The organism is Halomonas sp. AOP12-B1-6, assembly GCF_052379225.1.
In the GTDB taxonomy this organism is placed as follows: domain Bacteria; phylum Pseudomonadota; class Gammaproteobacteria; order Pseudomonadales; family Halomonadaceae; genus Vreelandella; species Vreelandella casei.
The window spans coordinates 275237-292460 of the sequence record NZ_JBQSYK010000003.1; the positions used below are offsets into that span (position 1 = coordinate 275237).

The 17224-nt window shown below is 52.8% G+C and carries 18 protein-coding genes; 11 read left to right on the forward strand and 7 right to left on the reverse strand.

The genetic code is table 11. From position 1 onward, the window contains the following. Nucleotides 1–179 precede the first annotated feature (179 nt). The 5 genes from miaB (at nt 180) to lnt (ending at nt 5801) form a co-directional block, all read left to right on the forward strand. Nucleotides 180–1523, forward strand: coding sequence for a tRNA (N6-isopentenyl adenosine(37)-C2)-methylthiotransferase MiaB (gene miaB / locus ACT3TR_RS10375; protein ID WP_096278811.1), 1344 nt, complete (start codon nt 180–182; stop codon nt 1521–1523). A gap of 98 nt (nt 1524–1621) precedes the next feature. Continuing rightward, complete coding sequence (locus ACT3TR_RS10380) at nt 1622–2701, forward strand: PhoH family protein (RefSeq protein ID WP_096278809.1); 1080 nt, start codon at nt 1622–1624, stop codon at nt 2699–2701. After that, nucleotides 2698–3213 carry an rRNA maturation RNase YbeY gene (ybeY, locus tag ACT3TR_RS10385; RefSeq protein ID WP_444625261.1) on the forward strand — a complete coding sequence of 172 codons (516 nt, stop codon included), beginning with the start codon at nt 2698–2700 and terminating at the stop codon, nt 3211–3213. Before ACT3TR_RS10380 ends, ybeY begins: the two co-directional genes overlap by 4 nt. 143 nt (nt 3214–3356) lie before the next feature. Further along, entirely contained in the window at nt 3357–4256 is a 900-nt protein-coding gene (locus ACT3TR_RS10390) for an HlyC/CorC family transporter (protein WP_096278805.1), read from the forward strand. 63 nt (nt 4257–4319) lie between these two features. Further along, nucleotides 4320–5801, forward strand: coding sequence for an apolipoprotein N-acyltransferase (gene lnt / locus ACT3TR_RS10395; protein ID WP_444625260.1), 1482 nt, complete (start codon nt 4320–4322; stop codon nt 5799–5801). Nucleotides 5802–5906: 105 nt separating this feature from the next. Here the strand turns inward: lnt and ACT3TR_RS10400 are convergent, their stop codons facing one another. After that, nucleotides 5907–6980, reverse strand: coding sequence for an NAD(P)-dependent alcohol dehydrogenase (locus ACT3TR_RS10400; protein ID WP_444625259.1), 1074 nt, complete (start codon nt 6978–6980; stop codon nt 5907–5909). A gap of 233 nt (nt 6981–7213) precedes the next feature. On the opposite strand from ACT3TR_RS10400, the gene ACT3TR_RS10405 reads away from it, so the two are divergent. Next, the gene (locus tag ACT3TR_RS10405) at nt 7214–8107 is read left to right on the forward strand and encodes an AraC family transcriptional regulator N-terminal domain-containing protein (protein ID WP_441684691.1); all 894 of its coding nucleotides are present in this window, start codon (nt 7214–7216) and stop codon (nt 8105–8107) included. A 33-nt stretch (nt 8108–8140) separates the two neighbouring features. On the opposite strand, the gene ACT3TR_RS10410 is transcribed toward ACT3TR_RS10405, so the two are convergent. Then, nucleotides 8141–8566, reverse strand: coding sequence for a VOC family protein (locus ACT3TR_RS10410; RefSeq protein WP_096278797.1), 426 nt, complete (start codon nt 8564–8566; stop codon nt 8141–8143). A 132-nt stretch (nt 8567–8698) separates the two neighbouring features. On the opposite strand from ACT3TR_RS10410, the gene ACT3TR_RS10415 reads away from it, so the two are divergent. Beyond that, entirely contained in the window at nt 8699–9586 is an 888-nt protein-coding gene (locus ACT3TR_RS10415; protein ID WP_096278795.1) for a LysR family transcriptional regulator, read from the forward strand. A 120-nt stretch (nt 9587–9706) separates the two neighbouring features. On the opposite strand, the gene mqo is transcribed toward ACT3TR_RS10415, so the two are convergent. Further along, nucleotides 9707–11428 (reverse strand): malate dehydrogenase (quinone), encoded by a 1722-nt coding sequence (gene mqo, locus ACT3TR_RS10420; protein ID WP_096278793.1) that lies wholly within the window; start codon nt 11426–11428, stop codon nt 9707–9709. 150 nt (nt 11429–11578) lie between these two features. Between mqo and ACT3TR_RS10425 the strand changes: the two genes are divergently transcribed. Continuing rightward, on the forward strand, nt 11579–11809 hold the full coding sequence (locus ACT3TR_RS10425) for a DUF3820 family protein (protein ID WP_096282316.1): 231 nt from the start codon (nt 11579–11581) through the stop codon (nt 11807–11809). On the opposite strand, the gene ACT3TR_RS10430 is transcribed toward ACT3TR_RS10425, so the two are convergent. Further along, a complete protein-coding gene (locus ACT3TR_RS10430; RefSeq protein ID WP_096278791.1) occupies nt 11800–12147 on the reverse strand; it encodes a hypothetical protein in 348 nt (115 codons plus the stop codon). The genes ACT3TR_RS10425 and ACT3TR_RS10430 overlap by 10 nt on opposite strands. 64 nt (nt 12148–12211) lie before the next feature. On the opposite strand from ACT3TR_RS10430, the gene ACT3TR_RS10435 reads away from it, so the two are divergent. Continuing rightward, entirely contained in the window at nt 12212–12979 is a 768-nt protein-coding gene (locus tag ACT3TR_RS10435; RefSeq protein WP_441684685.1) for a DUF1499 domain-containing protein, read from the forward strand. A 4-nt stretch (nt 12980–12983) separates the two neighbouring features. Here the strand turns inward: ACT3TR_RS10435 and ACT3TR_RS10440 are convergent, their stop codons facing one another. From ACT3TR_RS10440 to ACT3TR_RS10450, 3 genes are all read right to left on the reverse strand, one after another. After that, nucleotides 12984–13346 carry a ribbon-helix-helix domain-containing protein gene (locus tag ACT3TR_RS10440; RefSeq protein ID WP_441684683.1) on the reverse strand — a complete coding sequence of 121 codons (363 nt, stop codon included), beginning with the start codon at nt 13344–13346 and terminating at the stop codon, nt 12984–12986. Between the two features lie 116 nt (nt 13347–13462). Further along, a complete protein-coding gene (locus ACT3TR_RS10445; protein ID WP_444625258.1) occupies nt 13463–14032 on the reverse strand; it encodes a DJ-1/PfpI family protein in 570 nt (189 codons plus the stop codon). A gap of 157 nt (nt 14033–14189) precedes the next feature. Continuing rightward, nucleotides 14190–14804 (reverse strand): flavin reductase family protein, encoded by a 615-nt coding sequence (locus ACT3TR_RS10450; protein WP_444625257.1) that lies wholly within the window; start codon nt 14802–14804, stop codon nt 14190–14192. A 184-nt stretch (nt 14805–14988) separates the two neighbouring features. Here ACT3TR_RS10450 and ACT3TR_RS10455 point away from each other — a divergent pair, with 184 nt between their 5' ends. Next, nucleotides 14989–15903: a LysR family transcriptional regulator gene (locus ACT3TR_RS10455; RefSeq protein ID WP_096278787.1), complete on the forward strand. Its 915-nt coding sequence runs from the start codon at nt 14989–14991 to the stop codon at nt 15901–15903. Nucleotides 15904–16191: 288 nt separating this feature from the next. Further along, on the forward strand, nt 16192–17175 hold the full coding sequence (locus ACT3TR_RS10460) for a TAXI family TRAP transporter solute-binding subunit (protein WP_444625256.1): 984 nt from the start codon (nt 16192–16194) through the stop codon (nt 17173–17175). Nucleotides 17176–17224: the final 49 nt, after the last annotated feature.

The window sequence follows — 17224 nt, forward strand, 5'->3', positions numbered from 1 at the left end:
TAGTATACCCATAGAAATGTGATGGTCAAGTATCGATTATTGAGGAACGCTAGCCGCTGCTTTCTTGTATCCGTATAATGCCGCTATTAAAGATTGCGGCCTGGTGATGACAAACATGGGCCGCACGATCACTTTCCATTCATCCTCGTCCCCCGACGACTCATAGATGACAGGTACCGATGGCGAAGAAGCTCTTCATCAAAACGCACGGCTGCCAAATGAACGAGTATGATTCCTCCCGTATGGCGGATCTACTCGGTGAATCTCACCAGCTCGAACTCACGGACAATGAGCGCGAGGCGGATGTTATTCTGTTGAACACCTGCTCAATTCGCGAAAAAGCGCAGGAAAAGGTTTTCCATCAGTTGGGACGCTGGAAAAAGCTCAAAGATGCGAATCCCGACCTAGTGATTGGCGTTGGCGGCTGCGTGGCAAGCCAGGAAGGCGAAGCGATTCGCAAACGTGCGCCGCATGTAGACATGGTATTTGGGCCGCAAACGCTGCACCGCGTACCCTCAATGCTGGATGCTCGTAGCAATAATCAAATTGCCGCAGTCGACGTTACCTTTCCAGAAATCGAAAAATTCGATCACCTGCCTAAGCCAAGCTCTGATGGCGCCTCGGCGTTTGTATCGATTATGGAAGGTTGCTCAAAGTACTGCACTTTCTGCGTCGTGCCCTACACGCGTGGCGAGGAGGTTTCTCGTCCCTTTGAAGCGGTAATGGATGAAGTCATACACCTGTCCGATCAAGGCGTGCGCGAAATCAATATGCTGGGGCAGAACGTTAACGCCTACCGCGGTGAAAATCAGCTGGGCGATGAGATCGACCTAGCCGAGTTAATTGCCTGCGTGGCGGCGGTAGACGGCATTGACCGCGTGCGCTTCACGACCTCACATCCGGTTGAATTCACTGAAAGCCTCATCGATGCTTTCGCGGATATCCCTGAACTTGTGAGCCACCTGCACCTACCGGTTCAGTCCGGCTCTGACCGTATTCTCACGGCGATGAAGCGTGGCCATACGGCGGCGGAATACATTGATAAGATGGAGCGTATCCGCGCCAACCGCCCGGATATTAGCTTCTCCTCTGACTTCATTATTGGCTTTCCCGGCGAAACCGAAGAAGATTTCGAAGCCACGATGAATCTAATTCATCAAATCGGCTTCGATCACTCGTTTAGCTTTGTTTATTCGGCACGCCCAGGCACGCCCGCCTCAGGCCTACCCGATGAAACACCCGAGAGTGTTAAAAAGCAGCGCCTGGCCATCTTGCAAGAACGGATCCTCCAGCAAACGGCGCAGATCAGCCGCCGCATGATGGGAACCACCCAGCGTGTACTGGTGAATGGTTTTTCGCCGCGTGACCCCGGCCAGCTTTCGGGACGCACCGAGAATAACCGCGTGGTTAACTTCCGGGCAGCCAACCCTACCGAGCTAATCGGCTACTTTGTTGATGTTGAAATCACTGAAGCCTTCCCCAACTCGCTACGCGGTGAGCTAGCGTCGCCCGAGCGCTATTGAGCGTTTGCTTAGCACAATCGTTAACACAGGTAATTGCCCCGATCCCGGTCGGGGCAGTAAGCTGAACACCACACACACTAACGAGGGGTTCCCCACTCTTGAGCCAGCCAACACCTCAGGCCAATCGCATTCTCACCTTAAGCCTTGAACCCAATGATCCGCAGCGCCTTGCTAGCCTTTGCGGCCAGCAGGACGAGCATTTGAAGTTGATTGAAAGCCGCCTGGACGTGACGCTGCGCAACCGGGGCAATGTGTTTCAGCTGGCCGGCGCTGCCAACCGTATTAAGGCCGCGGCCAACGTGCTGGAACATCTTTATCGCGAAACAGCAGCCAATGATCTTGACGCGGATACCGTGCATCTTTTCCTTCAGGAATCAGGGCTTGAAGCACTGGAAGACGAAGAGGAAAGCACCGGCAGTAGCGATGAAGTGATCATGCGCACACCGCGCACTATGATCAAACCTCGCGGGCTTAATCAGCAGCGCTACGTTAGCAGTATCCGTGAGCACGACATTAATTTTGGCGTCGGTCCCGCGGGTACGGGTAAAACATATTTAGCGGTAGCCGCGGCGGTCGAAGCACTCAACCAGCAAGAAGTCCGACGCATATTGCTGGTACGCCCAGCGGTTGAAGCTGGTGAAAAACTAGGGTTTCTACCGGGCGATCTGGCTCAAAAAATCGACCCTTACCTGCGCCCGCTTTACGATGCCCTCTACGAAATGATCGGCTTTGAGCAGGTCGCAAAGCTGATTGAGCGTCAGGTGATTGAGATTGCACCGCTGGCCTATATGCGCGGCCGCACGCTCAATAACTCCTATATTATTTTGGATGAGAGCCAGAACACCACGCCGGAACAGATGAAAATGTTCCTAACCCGGATTGGCTTTGGCTCCACGGCGGTGATAACGGGCGACGTTACCCAGGTCGATCTGCCCAAAGGCCAGCGCTCCGGTCTGATCCAAGTACTCGACGTGTTAAAAGACACCCAGGGTATCGGCGTTACTCACTTTGCTGCCAAAGATGTTGTACGCCACCCGCTGGTTCAACGCATTATCGAAGCCTACGATATGTTTGAGTCCCAGCAGGAAGTCGAAGAGCGCGCTCGCCAAGAAGCACGCCAGCAAGAACGCGATGCGCGTATACATGCCCGAGAAGATTCATGGGACCGCTCACGATGAGCGCAGGCACACTCAGCGAGATAGTGATTGATCGCCAGGCGGCTATCAACGAACCGCTGCTTCCTTCGCTGATACAGCTCACCCAATGGGTGGGCTGCGTTTTTGCGCACCACCCTGATGATCAGCGACGTGAGCTGACCATTCGCTTTGTGGATGAACTCGAAGGCCAGACGCTTAACCGTGACTATCGCGGTAAAGACAAAACCACTAACGTACTGTCGTTTCCCTTTGAAAGCCCACCAGGCATTGAGCTGCCCCTACTAGGCGACCTAGTGATTTGTCACGCGGTCGTAGCGCAGGAAGCCAGCGAGCAAGGCAAATTGTTGGAGCATCATTACGCGCACATGGTCGTGCATGGCACCCTGCACTTAATGGGCTATGACCATATTGATGACCAGGAAGCGGAGGAGATGGAGCAGTTCGAGCGCGAGCTACTAGCTGAGCTGAATATTCCCGACCCCTATGCGACGGATACCGGTGCTGGCGATGACGATAGTCGCTCGGAGCGTTAGCAAGCGGCTGCCCTAATTATTGGAGTGTCCAATCACCCTGCAATGAATCTGGTACTATCCTTGCTCAGCTGATACAACAGCTTCATTGATAAATTAGCCACCTGACATTGCAACTGTCTGTCCGCAAACAAGAGATTTGACGCATGAGCGAAGACCGATCGAGCACCCCTAGTCAAAAATCCTGGCTCGAGAAACTCTTTGGCGCCCTTTCCGGAGACAATGACGAACCCAGCTCACGAGATGAGCTGATGACGTTTTTACGCCATACCGCAGGCAAATTAAAGCTTGATCAAGACGCCATCATGATCATTGAAGGCGCGCTTGATATTAGCGATCAGCAGGTACGTGAAGTGCTGATCCCGCGCTCGCAGGTGTCGGCAATAGCCCTAGATCAAGCAAGCGACGGCTATTTGCCGTTAATCCAAGAAACCGGCCATTCACGCTACCCGGTGATCGGCGAAAATTTGGATGACATCAAGGGCATACTGCTAGTTAAAGACTTACTGCCGCTGCTTTCGCAGACGCAGGCCCAGCGCGACGCTTTCAAGTTAGACGACATCTTGCGCCCTGCCATGTTTATTCCCGAATCAAAGCGTCTTAACAGCTTGCTGAAAGAGTTTCGGGATACGCATAACCATATGGCGGTGGTCGTAGACGAATACGGCGGCACTGCTGGCATCATTACGATCGAAGATATTCTTGAGCAGATCGTCGGCGATATCGAAGATGAGCACGATACCGATGAAGAAGACGATATTCGCGAGATTGAAAATGACCATTTCGCCATTCGCGCACTGACCCCCATCGAAGACTTCAACGAGCGCTTTGGTACTGAATTCTCCGATGACGAATTTGATACCGTCGGCGGCCTGGTCATGCAACAGTTCGGCCATCTGCCCCGGCGCGGCGAACATACCATCCTCGGTGGCTGGCGGTTTGTCATTCTCAACGCGGATACTCGGCGTATACGCCTGCTTGAGGCGTATCGTGATCACCGTCGTGATGAAGATGAAGACGACGATCAAGAAGACAAGCAGGCCTAATCCACGCCATTTCATTGTCTCTCTATCCACTCCCTCAAATTTTACCGACGATAGGTCATCGCTATGGGCTTACCCCCCGCGTTTTTGTTACAGCTGCTTGCCGCGCTGGTGGCAGGCGGCTTCACTACGCTAACCGCCTCCCCTTTCGAACTATGGTGGCTAGGGCCTGTTGCGATTGCACTGCTATACGCTGGGCTGCACACGCTAACGCCTGCTCAAGCGGCCCTTAAAGGCTGGCTATATGGCGTTGCACTGTTCGCCAGCGGTACGTCGTGGGTATACGTATCAATTCATGACTACGGTTATACCGGGGTTCCACTGGCAGTATTTCTGACTGCCCTGTTTGTTACCGTTCTGGCGCTATTTTTTGCCGGCACTTTTTGGCTCTACCGACGCTTTACATCCGCTCGCCTCGCGTTTATTAGCTTTGCTGGGGCCTGGGTACTGGGCGAGATACTGCGCACCTATCTGTTTACTGGCTTTCCTTGGCTACTGCTGGGCTCTGGCTACGTTGACTCGCCGCTAGCCTCCTGGGCGCCCGTTGGCGGGGTCTATTTACTGTCTCTGTTGGTTGCACTCAGCGGCGCACTCGCAGCGGAGCTACTGCTGCGCCGTCAGTGGTGGACGCTTGCTCCACTCGCCGCCATTTGGTTAATTCCTTTAGCACTTCCCACGCTGTGGACCACGCAAGCCAGCGAGCCAACGCGGGTAGCATTGCTGCAAGGCAATCTACCCCAGCTTGTAAAGTGGACCTCAGAAGGCCAGCGCGTAGCGGCTAATACCTATAGCCAGCTGACCCGCGACGTTGCCGATGATGTTGACCTAATCATCTGGCCAGAAACGGCCCTGCCGATGACGGAAACTCAGGCTCGACCTGTATTGGAACGAGTGCAAGCGAACCTACCGCCCAACGTTGCCCTGCTGACCGGCGTCGTGCAACGCGATGAGCAGGAACGCTACTTCAATGGTGTGATTGGCGTTGGCAATGTCGAAGGCCGCTATCAGAAAGAGCATTTAGTGCCTTTCGGTGAGTACTTGCCGCTGGAAAGCTTATTGCGCGGGGCGATTAACTTTTTTGACCTGCCCATGTCATCCTTTACCAAAGGAGCGACGGAACAAGCGCCCATGCAGGCAGCGGGAACCTATATTGGTAACGCAATCTGCTACGAAATCATTTACCCAGGGCTAGTAGCCCGTCGCGCGCAAAGTAGCGACGTAATCGTAACCGTCTCCAACGACACCTGGTTTGGCGCCTCTATCGGCCCTAATCAGCACCTGCAGATGGCACGGCTACGCGCGCTAGAAAATGGCCGCTACGTGCTTCGCGCGACCAGCAACGGCATTACGGCGATTATCGATCCCACTGGCCATATCGTTGAACGCGCTCCGCAGTTTCAGACAGCCACACTCAAGGGCGAGTTCTACGCTATGGAAGGCTTAACGCCGTTTACGCGTACCGGAAGCTGGCCTGCTTGGCTGCTGGCCGGCGTGATGCTCTTAGCGGGTGTATTTGCAGCACGAAACGCGCGCCGAGCAGCACGCTGATAAGAAACGCACCGAATAAGGCTGACTAAAAAAATGCCCCGAGTCCTCTCAAGGACTCGGGGCATGTCGTTTACGCCTGCCCTTAGCGAGCAGGTGGAAAGTGATTTAAGCCGGGCTGTTTTTCAGCGTCGCCATGTCGATCACAAAACGATAGCGTACATCGCCTTTTTCCATGCGCTCGAAGCCTTCATTAATCTTATGGATATCGAGCATTTCGATATCACAGGTAATGCCTTGCTCGGCGCAAAGTTCTAGCAGCTCTTCAGTTTCAGCGATACCGCCAATCAAAGAACCCGCCACAACGCGACGTTTAAAGACCAGGTTGAACGCTTCAATAGCAGGCTCAATCGGCTCAAGTAAACCAACGATAATGTGCGTGCCGTCATACTTCAGCGACGTTAAGTAAGGGTTTAGATCGTGCTGAACCGGGATGGTGTCGAGCATAAAGTCGAAGCTTTCAGCCACGGCATCCATCTGCGCCTGATCGCTAGAAACCACAACATGGTCCGCACCGTTGCGCTTCGCTTCTTCAACCTTGGCATCGGAGCGCGTAAACACCGTCACTTCAGCACCCAGCGCTTTCGCCAGTTTAACGCCCATATGACCTAAGCCACCCATGCCAATCACGCCAACTTTATGGCCTTTTCCTACGCCATGGTGCTTCAGCGGAGAATAGGTAGTGATGCCCGCGCATAGAATCGGTGCCGCAGACGCCAAATCAATGCCATCAGGCATTTGCAGTACAAAGTGCTCACTTACCACGATAGCGTCGGAGTAGCCGCCCTGAGTCATGGTGCCGTCTTGGCGATCTTCACCGCCGTACGTCATGGTAAAGCCTTCAAGGCAGTACTGCTCTACGCCATCTTTACAGGCAGAACAGGTACGGCATGAATCTACCATGCAGCCTACGCCGACTAGATCGCCGGCTTTGAAGCGCACGACGCTGTCGCCAACGGACGTTACACGGCCGACAATTTCGTGGCCGGGAACAACGGGGTACTGACTCATGCCCCAATCGTTACGCGCAGAGTGCAGGTCGCTGTGGCAGACGCCGCAGTAAAGAATCTCAATCGACACATCGTCTGAGCGTGGCTGGCGACGTTCAAAAGTGAAAGGTGCTAGCGGCTTGTCGGCAGCAAACGCCGCATAGGAAAGTACTTGGGGTAGCGCTTGGCTCATCGGTGGATTCCTCATCGTCAAAACTTGTCCTTCAAGAACGGGCCTTCAAGACAGGGTCTTCAAGACAGGGTCTTTAAAGTCGGCCATTATTATTGGCCTAATCAGAGAGGATAGCGATAAACAAAGCTACGCCATTTTTGCCTATTCCTACGCATGCGCGTAATTAAATAACAAAAAAAACGCCAAAATCGTTATTATTATACAAAATCCACCATAAAGAGAGAGAAGCAATCATGCCCTCTACCGCCAAGGCAGGCAATGCGCTGGCTGATGTTATCCAGCCCCTCGTTGAGGGCGATGGCATGGCCGCAACACCTCTTCCTGGCGTGTCGTTACTCTGCCTCAGCCGCCATCAAGTGCGCACGCCACTGCTTTATGAGCCAAGCTTAATCATCATTGCGCAGGGACGTAAAACGGGCTATCTGGGCGATCGAGAAATCCACTACGATCCTGGTCATTACTTAGTGCAAACACTGCCGCTGCCGTTTGAATGTGAAACCTACGGCTCACCGGAATCTCCCTTGCTGGGCATATCCGTTCGACTTGATCCTGCACTATTAAGCGAGATGGTGACTGCCATGGGCGATATTGGTCATCATTCCCAGGCGCCGCTGCCAATGGCGTCTGTCGCCATGACGGAGGGCATGCAAAATGCCGTTCTTCGCTTAGCTCGCTCGTTACCAATACAGGTAGAGCGCAGCACGATGGGCAAAGCCCGCATTCGCGATGTAGTGTTTGAAGCACTGAAGGGCGAGCAAGGACCCGCACTGAGGGCGTTGGTATTAGGGCACGGCCATTACTCACGCATCGTGCAGGTGCTCTCGAAGCTGCATGCTAATGTTGCCGGTGAGTTTAGCGTGGAGCAGCTGGCCCAACAGGCCAATATGAGCGCATCGACGTTTCACCAACACTTCAAGCAGATGACGCGCTCGTCACCCGCTCAGTACTTAAAAAGACTTCGCTTGATCAAAGCGCAGCAACTGCTCGTGCAGGATAATCATAATGTGAATCAAGCCGCTGCGGCCGTTGGATACCGCAGCGTTTCTCAGTTTAGCCGTGATTATAAGCGCTACTTTGGCGAACCGCCCTTGCAGCATCGCCGCCAAGAGCAGGCCTTACGGGCGTAAAACTGAACAGAGTGTTGATATACCGCTCGGAGCTTACTTCGCGAACACCTGGCTCATATCTTTGAATGCTTTGAACTCAAGCGCATTGCCGCACGGGTCGAGCAGGAACATGGTGGCCTGTTCGCCTACTTCACCCTTAAAGCGCACGTAAGGCTCGATTACAAACTGTGTATCGCGTGCTTTTAAACGCTCAGCCAGCGTTTCCCACTCGCTCCACGTTAAGATCACACCAAAGTGCGGCACTGGCACGTTGTGGCCATCAACGGGATTGGTATGCGCGCTCTCTTGGCCCGCCGTTTTGGGCTGCTCATGAATGACCAGCTGGTGGCCAAAGAAATTAAAGTCGACCCACTGCTCGCTGGAGCGCCCTTCTTCCAAGCCAAACACGTCATTATAAAAGGCTCTTGCAAGCGCTACGTCGTACACGGGAATTGCCAGGTGAAAAGGTGAAAGGCTCATGAGCATCTCCTAAATTTTTACGTTAGGTAAAATGGCTAGCGTCTTGCAAGGCCACGGTGTCATTATCCTAAGACGTGATATGCAAAAATAAAATCAATTGTTTTTTAACCAACCCACAAAAAGTATTTATGAATGATTCGTGAGCTCAAAACGTTGATTGCCGTTGCCCAGGAAGGCACCTTCGCAGCGGCAGGTAATAAAATAGGCCTGACGCAAGCCGCGATCAGCGCTCAGATGAAACGCTTGGAAAGCGCCCTTGGCGTGGCTTTATTCGAACGCAAAGGCCGCGTGGCGATACTGACTCAACGCGGCCAAGAAACGTTGCAGCAGGCCCACACGCTGCTTGCGCTTTATGGCACCTTAGGGGTTTCGCCCTCCGGTCAAGAGCTGAACACTCGCGTGAACATTGGCGCTATTGCCTCTATTCAGCGTACGTTTTTACCCGACATTTTGGCGAACTTTCATCGCCGATTTCCTGAATGCTGCACTCGGGTAGTCCCCGGTCTTTCCATGGCGTTAATGAACCAGGTCGATGCCGGTGAGCTAGATATGGCGGTGATCATTCGCCCGCCATTTTCGCTGCATAGCGATTTACGCTGGACGCCGCTTGCCCATGAGCCTTTTCGTTTAATAGTCCCGCGCCGACTACCGATTGAGCCTTGGCAACAGATGCTGGCTACTCACCCTTTTGTGCGCTATGACCGCGCATCTTTTGGCGGCCGCCAGGTGGACCGCTTTTTAAGAGATAACCACTGCCATGTCCGCGAGGTATGCGAGGTTGATGAGTTAGATGCCATTGTGCAATTAGTGGCCAATGGGGTGGGCGTGGCGCTGGCCCCGCAGTCGGGAGCACTTAAACGCTGGCCTAAAGAAGTACGGGCTATTGATTTAGCCGAGCGGACGTTTCACCGCGACATTGGGCTCATCCACCGGGCTAGCGGGCATTTAAGTCCGCCCGCGGCTGCGCTCGCCGACTTAATTAACGATACCGCTCACATCATCGAGCAGCCCTCTCTCTAGCGCTGAAGCCTGACGTAAACAGCGCTTTAACAGTGATTGGCTAAGCTAAAAAAACCTAAAAAAAACGCCAGCCCAAAAGGGCTGGCGCATCTATACGTTAAACGCGTTAGAGCACACGCATTACGCGTCTGTCGTAACGTCTTGCTGCTCGGCGTCCTGTGCGTCGTTCATCTCAGCATCATCCTCTTCAACGTCACCTTGAATCTCGTCTCCGGCGCCGTTGGGTTGAGGCTCAGCGTCGGTGTTTGCTTCTTCTTCCAACGCTTCATCGCTGCCATTGGCAGCGGCCAAGTTTGCTGGCTCGTCCAGCTCTAGGGTACTCGCAGTATAAGCACGCACCTCACTCAACAAGTCAGGATTTTCTGCGAGATGCTGGCCGTATGAAGGCACAATCTGGCGCAGAGCATCTTGCCATTCGCTACTTTCCATCTGTGCTGGGAAGGCCGTATCCAGCAAATTCAGCATAATAGAAGGTGCCGTCGAGGCGCCTGGCGAAGCTCCCATTAAGGCTGACATGGTGCCGTCAGCAGAGATGACAACCTCTGTACCAAACTGCAGGGTGCCGCCGTCTTCGGGATCATCCTTGATAATTTGGACACGCTGCCCCGCTGTCCACAGCTCCCAATCATCTGGGTTGGCTTCTGGATAAAAGGCCTGCAAGGCTTCCATACGGTCGCCATCAGACATCAGCACCTGGCCAACCAAGTAGCGCACCAAGTTAAAGTTATCCAGGCCGACTTCCATCATTGGCCAAGTATTGTTGAACGTCATTGAGCCAAACAGGTCCGTCCAGGAGCCCTCTTTGAGGAACTTGCTTGAGAACGTCGCAAACGGGCCAAAGAACAACGCCGGTTCACCGTTAAGATTACGGTAGTCTAAATGCGGCACTGACATGGGCGGCGAGCCCTCACCGGCTTTTCCGTACACTTTAATTTGATGTTGAGCGACAACGTCAGGATTCGTGGTGTAAAGGAATTGACCACCTACCGGGAAGCCTGCATAAGCACTCGCTTCAGGGATACCCGATGCTTGGAGAAGCGGCAGCGCGGCGCCACCGGCACCAATGAAGACAAATCGAGCATCAACGCTGGTTTCATCGCCACTTTCTAAGTTTTTAACTGTTACATGCCATGAATCGTCGTCATTGCGCTCAAGCCCACGGACTTCACTGTTCAACGACAAAGTGAAATGCTCGTTGTCGCTCAGCGATTCAATCATCTGCTCTGTTTGGGCGCCGTAATTAACTTCTGTACCCATCTGCATTCGCGTTGCCGCAACGGGAGTGTTGTCATCACGGCCTGCCATCACGAGGGGCATCCACCCAGCGATCTCGTCACGATCTTCAGAGTATTCCATATCAGCATAAAGCGGATTTTGCACCATGCTGGCATGACGCTCGCGTAGGAACGCCACATCATCTTCACCCCAAACAAGCGCATGATGCGGAACGGTGTTGATGAAAGCGGTCGGATCACTCAAAACATCCTGGTCTACCTGATGCGCCCAGAATTGACGAGAAAGCTCGAACTGCTCGGTTACGTTGATCGCACGCTCAATTTCGACGTGATCGCCATCGCCCGGCGTATAATTCAGTTCCATAAAGGCGGAGTGGCCGCTGCCGGCGTTGTTCCAAGCATTTGAGCTTTCTTGACCCACTTGATCAAGGCGCTCAAAAAGCTGGATATCCCACTCAGGCTCTAACTCTTGTAGATAGGTGCCGAGCGTGGCGCTCATAATACCGCCACCAATCAACACGACGTCAACAGGCTCATCGGCTGAAATGGGCATAGCCGCTAGCGCTAAAAGCGGCGAGCAGAGTAAAAGGTTAAAACGTTTTTGCATGTCATGCCCCTGGCGGTACATAAAGAACGTGCCGAAAAGATAGTCGCCCTTTATCGAGATAGGTATCATTTGTCGACGAAAGTCTAACAAAAATATGCCACATCAGAAACATATGGCATCACTTAAATGAAAACGGATGGAATTCAGCGTATGAAACCAGAAGACCTGGAAAAGCTAGTGACACGCACCATGCCTTTTGGAAAGCACGCGGGATGGCTCATTGCCGACCTACCTGGCCCTTACCTAAACTGGTTTGCTCGGGAGGGATTTCCTTCAGGTGAGATCGGCCAACTGCTACAGTTGATGCAGGAAATTGACCATAATGGCCTTAGTGAGCTGTTAGAGCCACTGCGCCAGAGACCCAGGCAGCGTCAAGATTGATGCTGGCTGCGTTCGCTGGCCGCTCGCTGAAACTCAGCGTGATACGCCACCTCATGCAGCGCACGATCAGCAGGAAAGCGCCCGAGTGCAACAGCTAGCTCAAAAAAGCCTGCTGCAGGCAACCCCTCGCCTCGCCGGCTAACCACTAATGCGGCCATGAACGGCTTATCTTGCGTAGCGTCTTCACGCATTAGCTGCTCAAGTGACTGAGTAACCTGGCCAATGGTGCGAGGCGGTGTTAGCGATAGTGCTGAAGCGACCTGCTGATAGGTCATAGGCAGTGCCTCACGCGGTGCGCTCACGAGCAATTCGCGTAACGCTGTTTTTATAGCGGTCATAAAAATCTCATTGATGGCGCAGTTGCGTTAACAATAGCTGAAGACGATGTGATAAGGAGAAAACGTGACAACACGCCAAAAAACCTCTCACCCCAACCTTAGCCGCTGGCCAGGTGTGCTAGCAGGGTTAAGCATTGTACTGCTCGTCGTAGCAGCCATGATGATGGCCGGATCAGGCCCAGCATACCGCGGTGAACATATCTCGTTGAGTGAGGCATTTATCTTACTACGCAACGGCGTTTATGCCGCTGGGGCGGCGGTTGCATTAAGCCTTGTGGCACTTCTCGTTAGCGCGATCAAACGCCGCTCCACGCCAGCCGTGATAGCAACACTCGTTATTTTTAGTGCGGCAGCGCTACTTTATGTGCCTTGGCAGCACTGGCAGCGTGCCCAGTCTCTACCCGCCATTCACGATATCACCACCGATATGCAAAATCCGCCTGCTTTTGAAGCACTAGCAAGCGCTCGCCAAGCAGCGCCTAATGCACTCGCTTATCCCGGCGAAGCAACCGCTCGGCAACAGCAAGCAGCTTACCCGGCGATCAAGCCTCTTCTTTTGAAAGCAACGCCTCAGGCAGTGCTGGCTGCGGCACAAGCAGAGGCAGAAGAAGCTGGCTGGCGAATCGCCAGGATTAGCGACGATCACATAGAGGCCACGGCAACGACACCTTGGTTTGGTTTTGAGGATGACGTTGTCATTCGCTTAACGGAACGCGAGAACGCTGTGCAGGTAGATATGCGCTCGGCATCAAGAATAGGTGCCAGCGATGTGGGTACCAACGCTGCGCGCATCCAAGCCTTTTTGGATGAATTAAAAGCGCGTCTCAACTAACGCTTTAATGTATTGAGTCGAGCCGGTGGCCACCTTCACGCGCTAGGATTTTCTCAGCGTCTAAGGTGGCGATGGGCACCTGGTGCCGCGTAGGAATATCGCCGGTCAACTGAAGCGCCTGATAGCGCAGCGCACAAACGCGTAAAAACGAGGTGAAGTTGCCCAAATCGTGCCCAGCATCGATGGACTCGTGATAAAGCCGAGTAATCATCTGGGCCGTATTCATGTCATCACGCAGGGCAATTTCTTCAAGAAGTTGCCAGAAGTAATTCTCCATGCGTACGCTGGTCACCATCCCGTCAATGCGTAGCGAGCGCGTAGCGCTACGCCACAGCTCGGGGTCAGCGTTAATAAAGAGCTTACACATGGGCGTTATCTCTTAGCGGCTTAATGAGTGCGGGTTACTTGCTAATAGCATAGCGGTCAAGCGCATAGTTCGCCCAGCACGGTGCTGGGCGAACGTCGCTATCTTGCCATTCAGGCTTACTTATTAAGCAACACCATAAACTGGGCGAGCCAGGCCGGATGAGCTGGCCAGGCGGGCGCCGTGACCAAGTTACCATCGGTCACTGCCTCGGTTACCTCTAGATTGACAAAGTGGCCGCCGGCTAGCTCTACCTCTGGCTGACAGGCCGGATAAGCAGAGCACTGACGCCCTTTTAGCACGTTAGCCGCGGCTAACAATTGTGCACCATGACAAACGGCGGCGACAGGTTTGTTGGTTTCAAAGAAGTGCTGGACCATCGCCAGCACGTCTTTATTCAAACGCAGATATTCCGGCGCGCGGCCGCCGGGTATCACAAGCGCATCGTAGTCGGCGGGGTTAGTGCTCGCAAAATCGGCATTTAGAGCAAAGCGATGGCCAGGCTTTTCAGAATAGGTTTGATCACCTTCGAAATCATGTATCGCGGTAGCCACCGTGTCGCCCGAGGCTTTTCCAGGGCAGATCGCATCCACACGATGTCCAATGGCCATGAGCGCCTGAAAAGGCACCATCGTTTCATAATCTTCAGTGAAATCGCCGGTAATCATTAAAATGCGCTTACTGCTCATCTTATTACTCCTTATCGTTATTGGTCGAGCGATTGAGCACACGCCTAGGGTGTGAAACGAGACTAGCAAGCGCTTACCGGCAAGGGGTAGTAGTCCACTACTACAGGGCAACTTCTTCAGCTACCATTACTTAACCAATAGCAATAGAAAGTCTTTTCTAAGCAGGACGCTCAATAGCAAAGCGATCGCTGATACGAAGATAATCGCTGCCGGCTAATCGGCCCACGGGCTTGAGTTGCTCCATATCAACATGACGGCCGTCCCACAGTGCATCATCAATATGAATCGAGACCACCTGGGCAAGCACTAAGGTGCCTGCTAAGGGCTGGTCGCCAAATCGAATCATATCGAACAGCTTGCAGCCAAAAGCAACCGGCGCGTTGGCAATCCGGGGCACCCTCACACCGGGCATACTAGCTTTTTCTAATCCGGCCAGCGCAAACTCATCCTCGTCTGGTGGCACGCTTGCACTGGTGACGTTGAGTGCTTCGACTAGCGCCTCACTGCCCACGTGCACGACACATTCCGCGACGTCGTTTAAATTGCGAACCGTGTCTTTAAGTTCGCCACTACCGTCTAACAAAGGTGAAAATGCCAGCACAGGTGGATTGACGCTGGCTACGTTAAAAAAGGAAAACGGTGCCAAATTGGCATTGCCGTGTTTATCTTGAGTCGCGACCCAGGCAATAGGGCGTGGGCACACAGTGCCAGACAGCAAGCGGTATATAACACCTGGACTTAATGGGGATTCATCTAGCAAGTAGTCGCTCATTTGTGGCTCACTCTTCAGTCGCTAAAATAGCTGCTGCCCAGCAGTTCTCATCATCTTGTGTGTAATTTAATAAGCCGGAAGCCAATATAGGCCTACGCTGGTCAAAAATCGAGCCTCGTTGCATACAGTAATCCCGGCATCGCTCACGGTCATTGGCAGCCATATCAAAAAGTAGGAGCTCAAAATGAAACTCGACCCAATGTCCTTGCGACTGTTTGTCCGGGTAGCAGAGACGGGCACTATTACGGGTGCTGCTGATGCAGAGTTCATTGCGACATCTGCGGTAAGCAAACGCCTAAGCGAACTAGAGACACATTTCAGCACGCCGCTACTACACCGCAACAACCGTGGCGTAGAGTTAACGCCCGCGGGAAATGCACTACTGCATTTATCGCGAGGCGTGCTGCATAACCTTGAAGACTTAGAGCTTCAGATGCGCGATTACACTAGCGGTGAACGGGGTATTATTCGCATTTTTGCCAATATGTCCGCCATCACTCAGTACTTACCTGGCGAGACGCAGGCATTTTTTGAAAAGCATCCCGATATCGGTGTGCAGCTCGAAGAGAAAGTCAGCCCGGTTATTACCCGTGAAATTATGGCAAATGGCGCCGATATTGGCATATGCGCAAAGCTGCCTCATGGCTATGACTTAGCAGAGTTGCCTTACCACACGGATGAGCTAGTGCTTGTCACGCCGTTAAATCACCCACTTGCCGATCGCGACGTCATCGATTTTCGCGATAGCCTTGAGCATGCCTATGTAGGTCTGCACTCATCAAGCGCCATCAATTTGCAGCTGTTGAAAGCGGCCAGTTTAGCTAATAGGCCATTACGGTTACGTATTCAGGTTACCAGTTACGACGCGCTATGTTTGATGGTTCAGGCAGGGTTAGGTATTGGCGTAGTTCCCCGAGGTGCTATTCGCCAATATGTTGGCGGGCTACAGGTGCGTGTACTGCCTATTCGAGATGACTGGGCAAAACGCCCACTGTGTATCTATGTCAACAATATAGAACGAACATCCATGGCCGCCAGGCTATTTATCGACCATCTTGTTGAATCTGCTAAATTTTCACAACCATCAAATCAAGCATAAAAGAGACAGAACAATGCGATGCTGCCAGGCATTTAGTACTCATACAGCGCCAGCCTTCTCGCTTTACGAAAGCAGGCTCATCAATCACCAATATCCAAGCGCACTGATAAAAGGTAATTATAGTCTTGGGATGGTTATGTATAATAAAGGCCGGCTGTCTCGCAAGCACAATTAAAAAGTGGCACTTAGCGCTTAAGCTAAGCGACTGAAGCTCAGAACGCTAACGCGCCATCACCGAATCGAACACTCCAAGACAATAAAAGCATCTCAATGCTTGAGGTAATAACAATGATTCCTTTCACGCTGAAAGCACGCTTACTCCTTCCTGCATCTATATTGGCCTTAGGCACGCTTTCTAGCCCTCTTGCTCAAGCACAAGATGCCTTAAATATGGGCGCGGTTCCTACTGGCACTGGCTGGTTCTTTGGTATTTCAGAGGGCGCACGGGTTATCAGTGCTAACACGCCTTATGAAATTACCGTGCGCGAAACCGGCGGCACGCGAGAAAATGCTATTCGCTTAGGCCGCAATGAGCTTGATCTTGCCTTCACCGAAGCCTTGGTAGGCTACGAGCAGTACAACGGTATTGGTCGGTTCGAAAGCACACCCAACGAAAACGTACGCCTCGTATACTGGATTGCTCCCTCCACAATGCACTGGGCCGTTCGTCAAGACGCCGACATCAAGAGTTTCGAAGAGCTCGCGGGCAAGCGCTTCAATCCCAGCAGTATTGGCGGCGGCGGCGAGTACATCACTGAGCTAGTGTTTGATATTTTAGGCGTAGAGCCTGACTTTCAGCGCATGCGTATTGATGATGCAGCCGAAGGGGTCATTGATGGTCGCTTGGTCGGTTTTAGTTATAACGGCATTCCCCCCATACCGGCTTTTACAGAAGTTCACTCCTCGCGCCCCTTGCAGCTGCTTTCGCTGTCAGAAGAGCAGCTTGAAACTGTCACAACCGAGCTTCCTTTCTTATCGCCATCAATTATCCCTGCAGACACCTACCGCGGCATGGATGAGGCAACATCCTTGGGAATCTATATGGGCGTATCTGCCAATAGCTCTCTTGATAATGATATTGTTTATAACATCACCAAAGCTTATTGGGACAACCACGAACAGGTAGCGGCTTCTTTTGCTCCTGCCAAGGGAATGACCCCGCAAGACGTCATTGATAATGCCACCTTCCCGGTTCATGCGGGTGCGCTGCGCTACTACCAAGAGCTGGGCCTTGAAATCCCAGAAGACGTTATTCCTCCCGAAGCACGCTAATTTCTGCTGGCACCCGCAGGCGATTAATAGCCTGCGGATGTTTAAACAT

What these genes read in the sequence shown, in the direction of transcription:
- ACT3TR_RS10450 (WP_444625257.1), bottom strand. Translation starts at nt 14,804, where the DNA reads ATGAGCGACTACTTGCTAGATGAATCCCCATTAAGTCCAGGTGTTATA.
- ACT3TR_RS10405 (WP_441684691.1), top strand. Translation starts at nt 7,214, where the DNA reads ATGCCCTCTACCGCCAAGGCAGGCAATGCGCTGGCTGATGTTATCCAG.
- ybeY (WP_444625261.1), top strand. Translation starts at nt 2,698, where the DNA reads ATGAGCGCAGGCACACTCAGCGAGATAGTGATTGATCGCCAGGCGGCT.
- ACT3TR_RS10430 (WP_096278791.1), bottom strand. Translation starts at nt 12,147, where the DNA reads ATGACCGCTATAAAAACAGCGTTACGCGAATTGCTCGTGAGCGCACCG.
- ACT3TR_RS10400 (WP_444625259.1), bottom strand. Translation starts at nt 6,980, where the DNA reads ATGAGCCAAGCGCTACCCCAAGTACTTTCCTATGCGGCGTTTGCTGCC.
- ACT3TR_RS10455 (WP_096278787.1), top strand. Translation starts at nt 14,989, where the DNA reads ATGAAACTCGACCCAATGTCCTTGCGACTGTTTGTCCGGGTAGCAGAG.
- ACT3TR_RS10415 (WP_096278795.1), top strand. Translation starts at nt 8,699, where the DNA reads ATGATTCGTGAGCTCAAAACGTTGATTGCCGTTGCCCAGGAAGGCACC.
- ACT3TR_RS10390 (WP_096278805.1), top strand. Translation starts at nt 3,357, where the DNA reads ATGAGCGAAGACCGATCGAGCACCCCTAGTCAAAAATCCTGGCTCGAG.
- mqo (WP_096278793.1), bottom strand. Translation starts at nt 11,428, where the DNA reads ATGCAAAAACGTTTTAACCTTTTACTCTGCTCGCCGCTTTTAGCGCTA.
- ACT3TR_RS10460 (WP_444625256.1), top strand. Translation starts at nt 16,192, where the DNA reads ATGATTCCTTTCACGCTGAAAGCACGCTTACTCCTTCCTGCATCTATA.
- ACT3TR_RS10425 (WP_096282316.1), top strand. Translation starts at nt 11,579, where the DNA reads ATGAAACCAGAAGACCTGGAAAAGCTAGTGACACGCACCATGCCTTTT.
- ACT3TR_RS10440 (WP_441684683.1), bottom strand. Translation starts at nt 13,346, where the DNA reads ATGTGTAAGCTCTTTATTAACGCTGACCCCGAGCTGTGGCGTAGCGCT.
- miaB (WP_096278811.1), top strand. Translation starts at nt 180, where the DNA reads ATGGCGAAGAAGCTCTTCATCAAAACGCACGGCTGCCAAATGAACGAG.
- lnt (WP_444625260.1), top strand. Translation starts at nt 4,320, where the DNA reads ATGGGCTTACCCCCCGCGTTTTTGTTACAGCTGCTTGCCGCGCTGGTG.
- ACT3TR_RS10445 (WP_444625258.1), bottom strand. Translation starts at nt 14,032, where the DNA reads ATGAGCAGTAAGCGCATTTTAATGATTACCGGCGATTTCACTGAAGAT.
- ACT3TR_RS10410 (WP_096278797.1), bottom strand. Translation starts at nt 8,566, where the DNA reads ATGAGCCTTTCACCTTTTCACCTGGCAATTCCCGTGTACGACGTAGCG.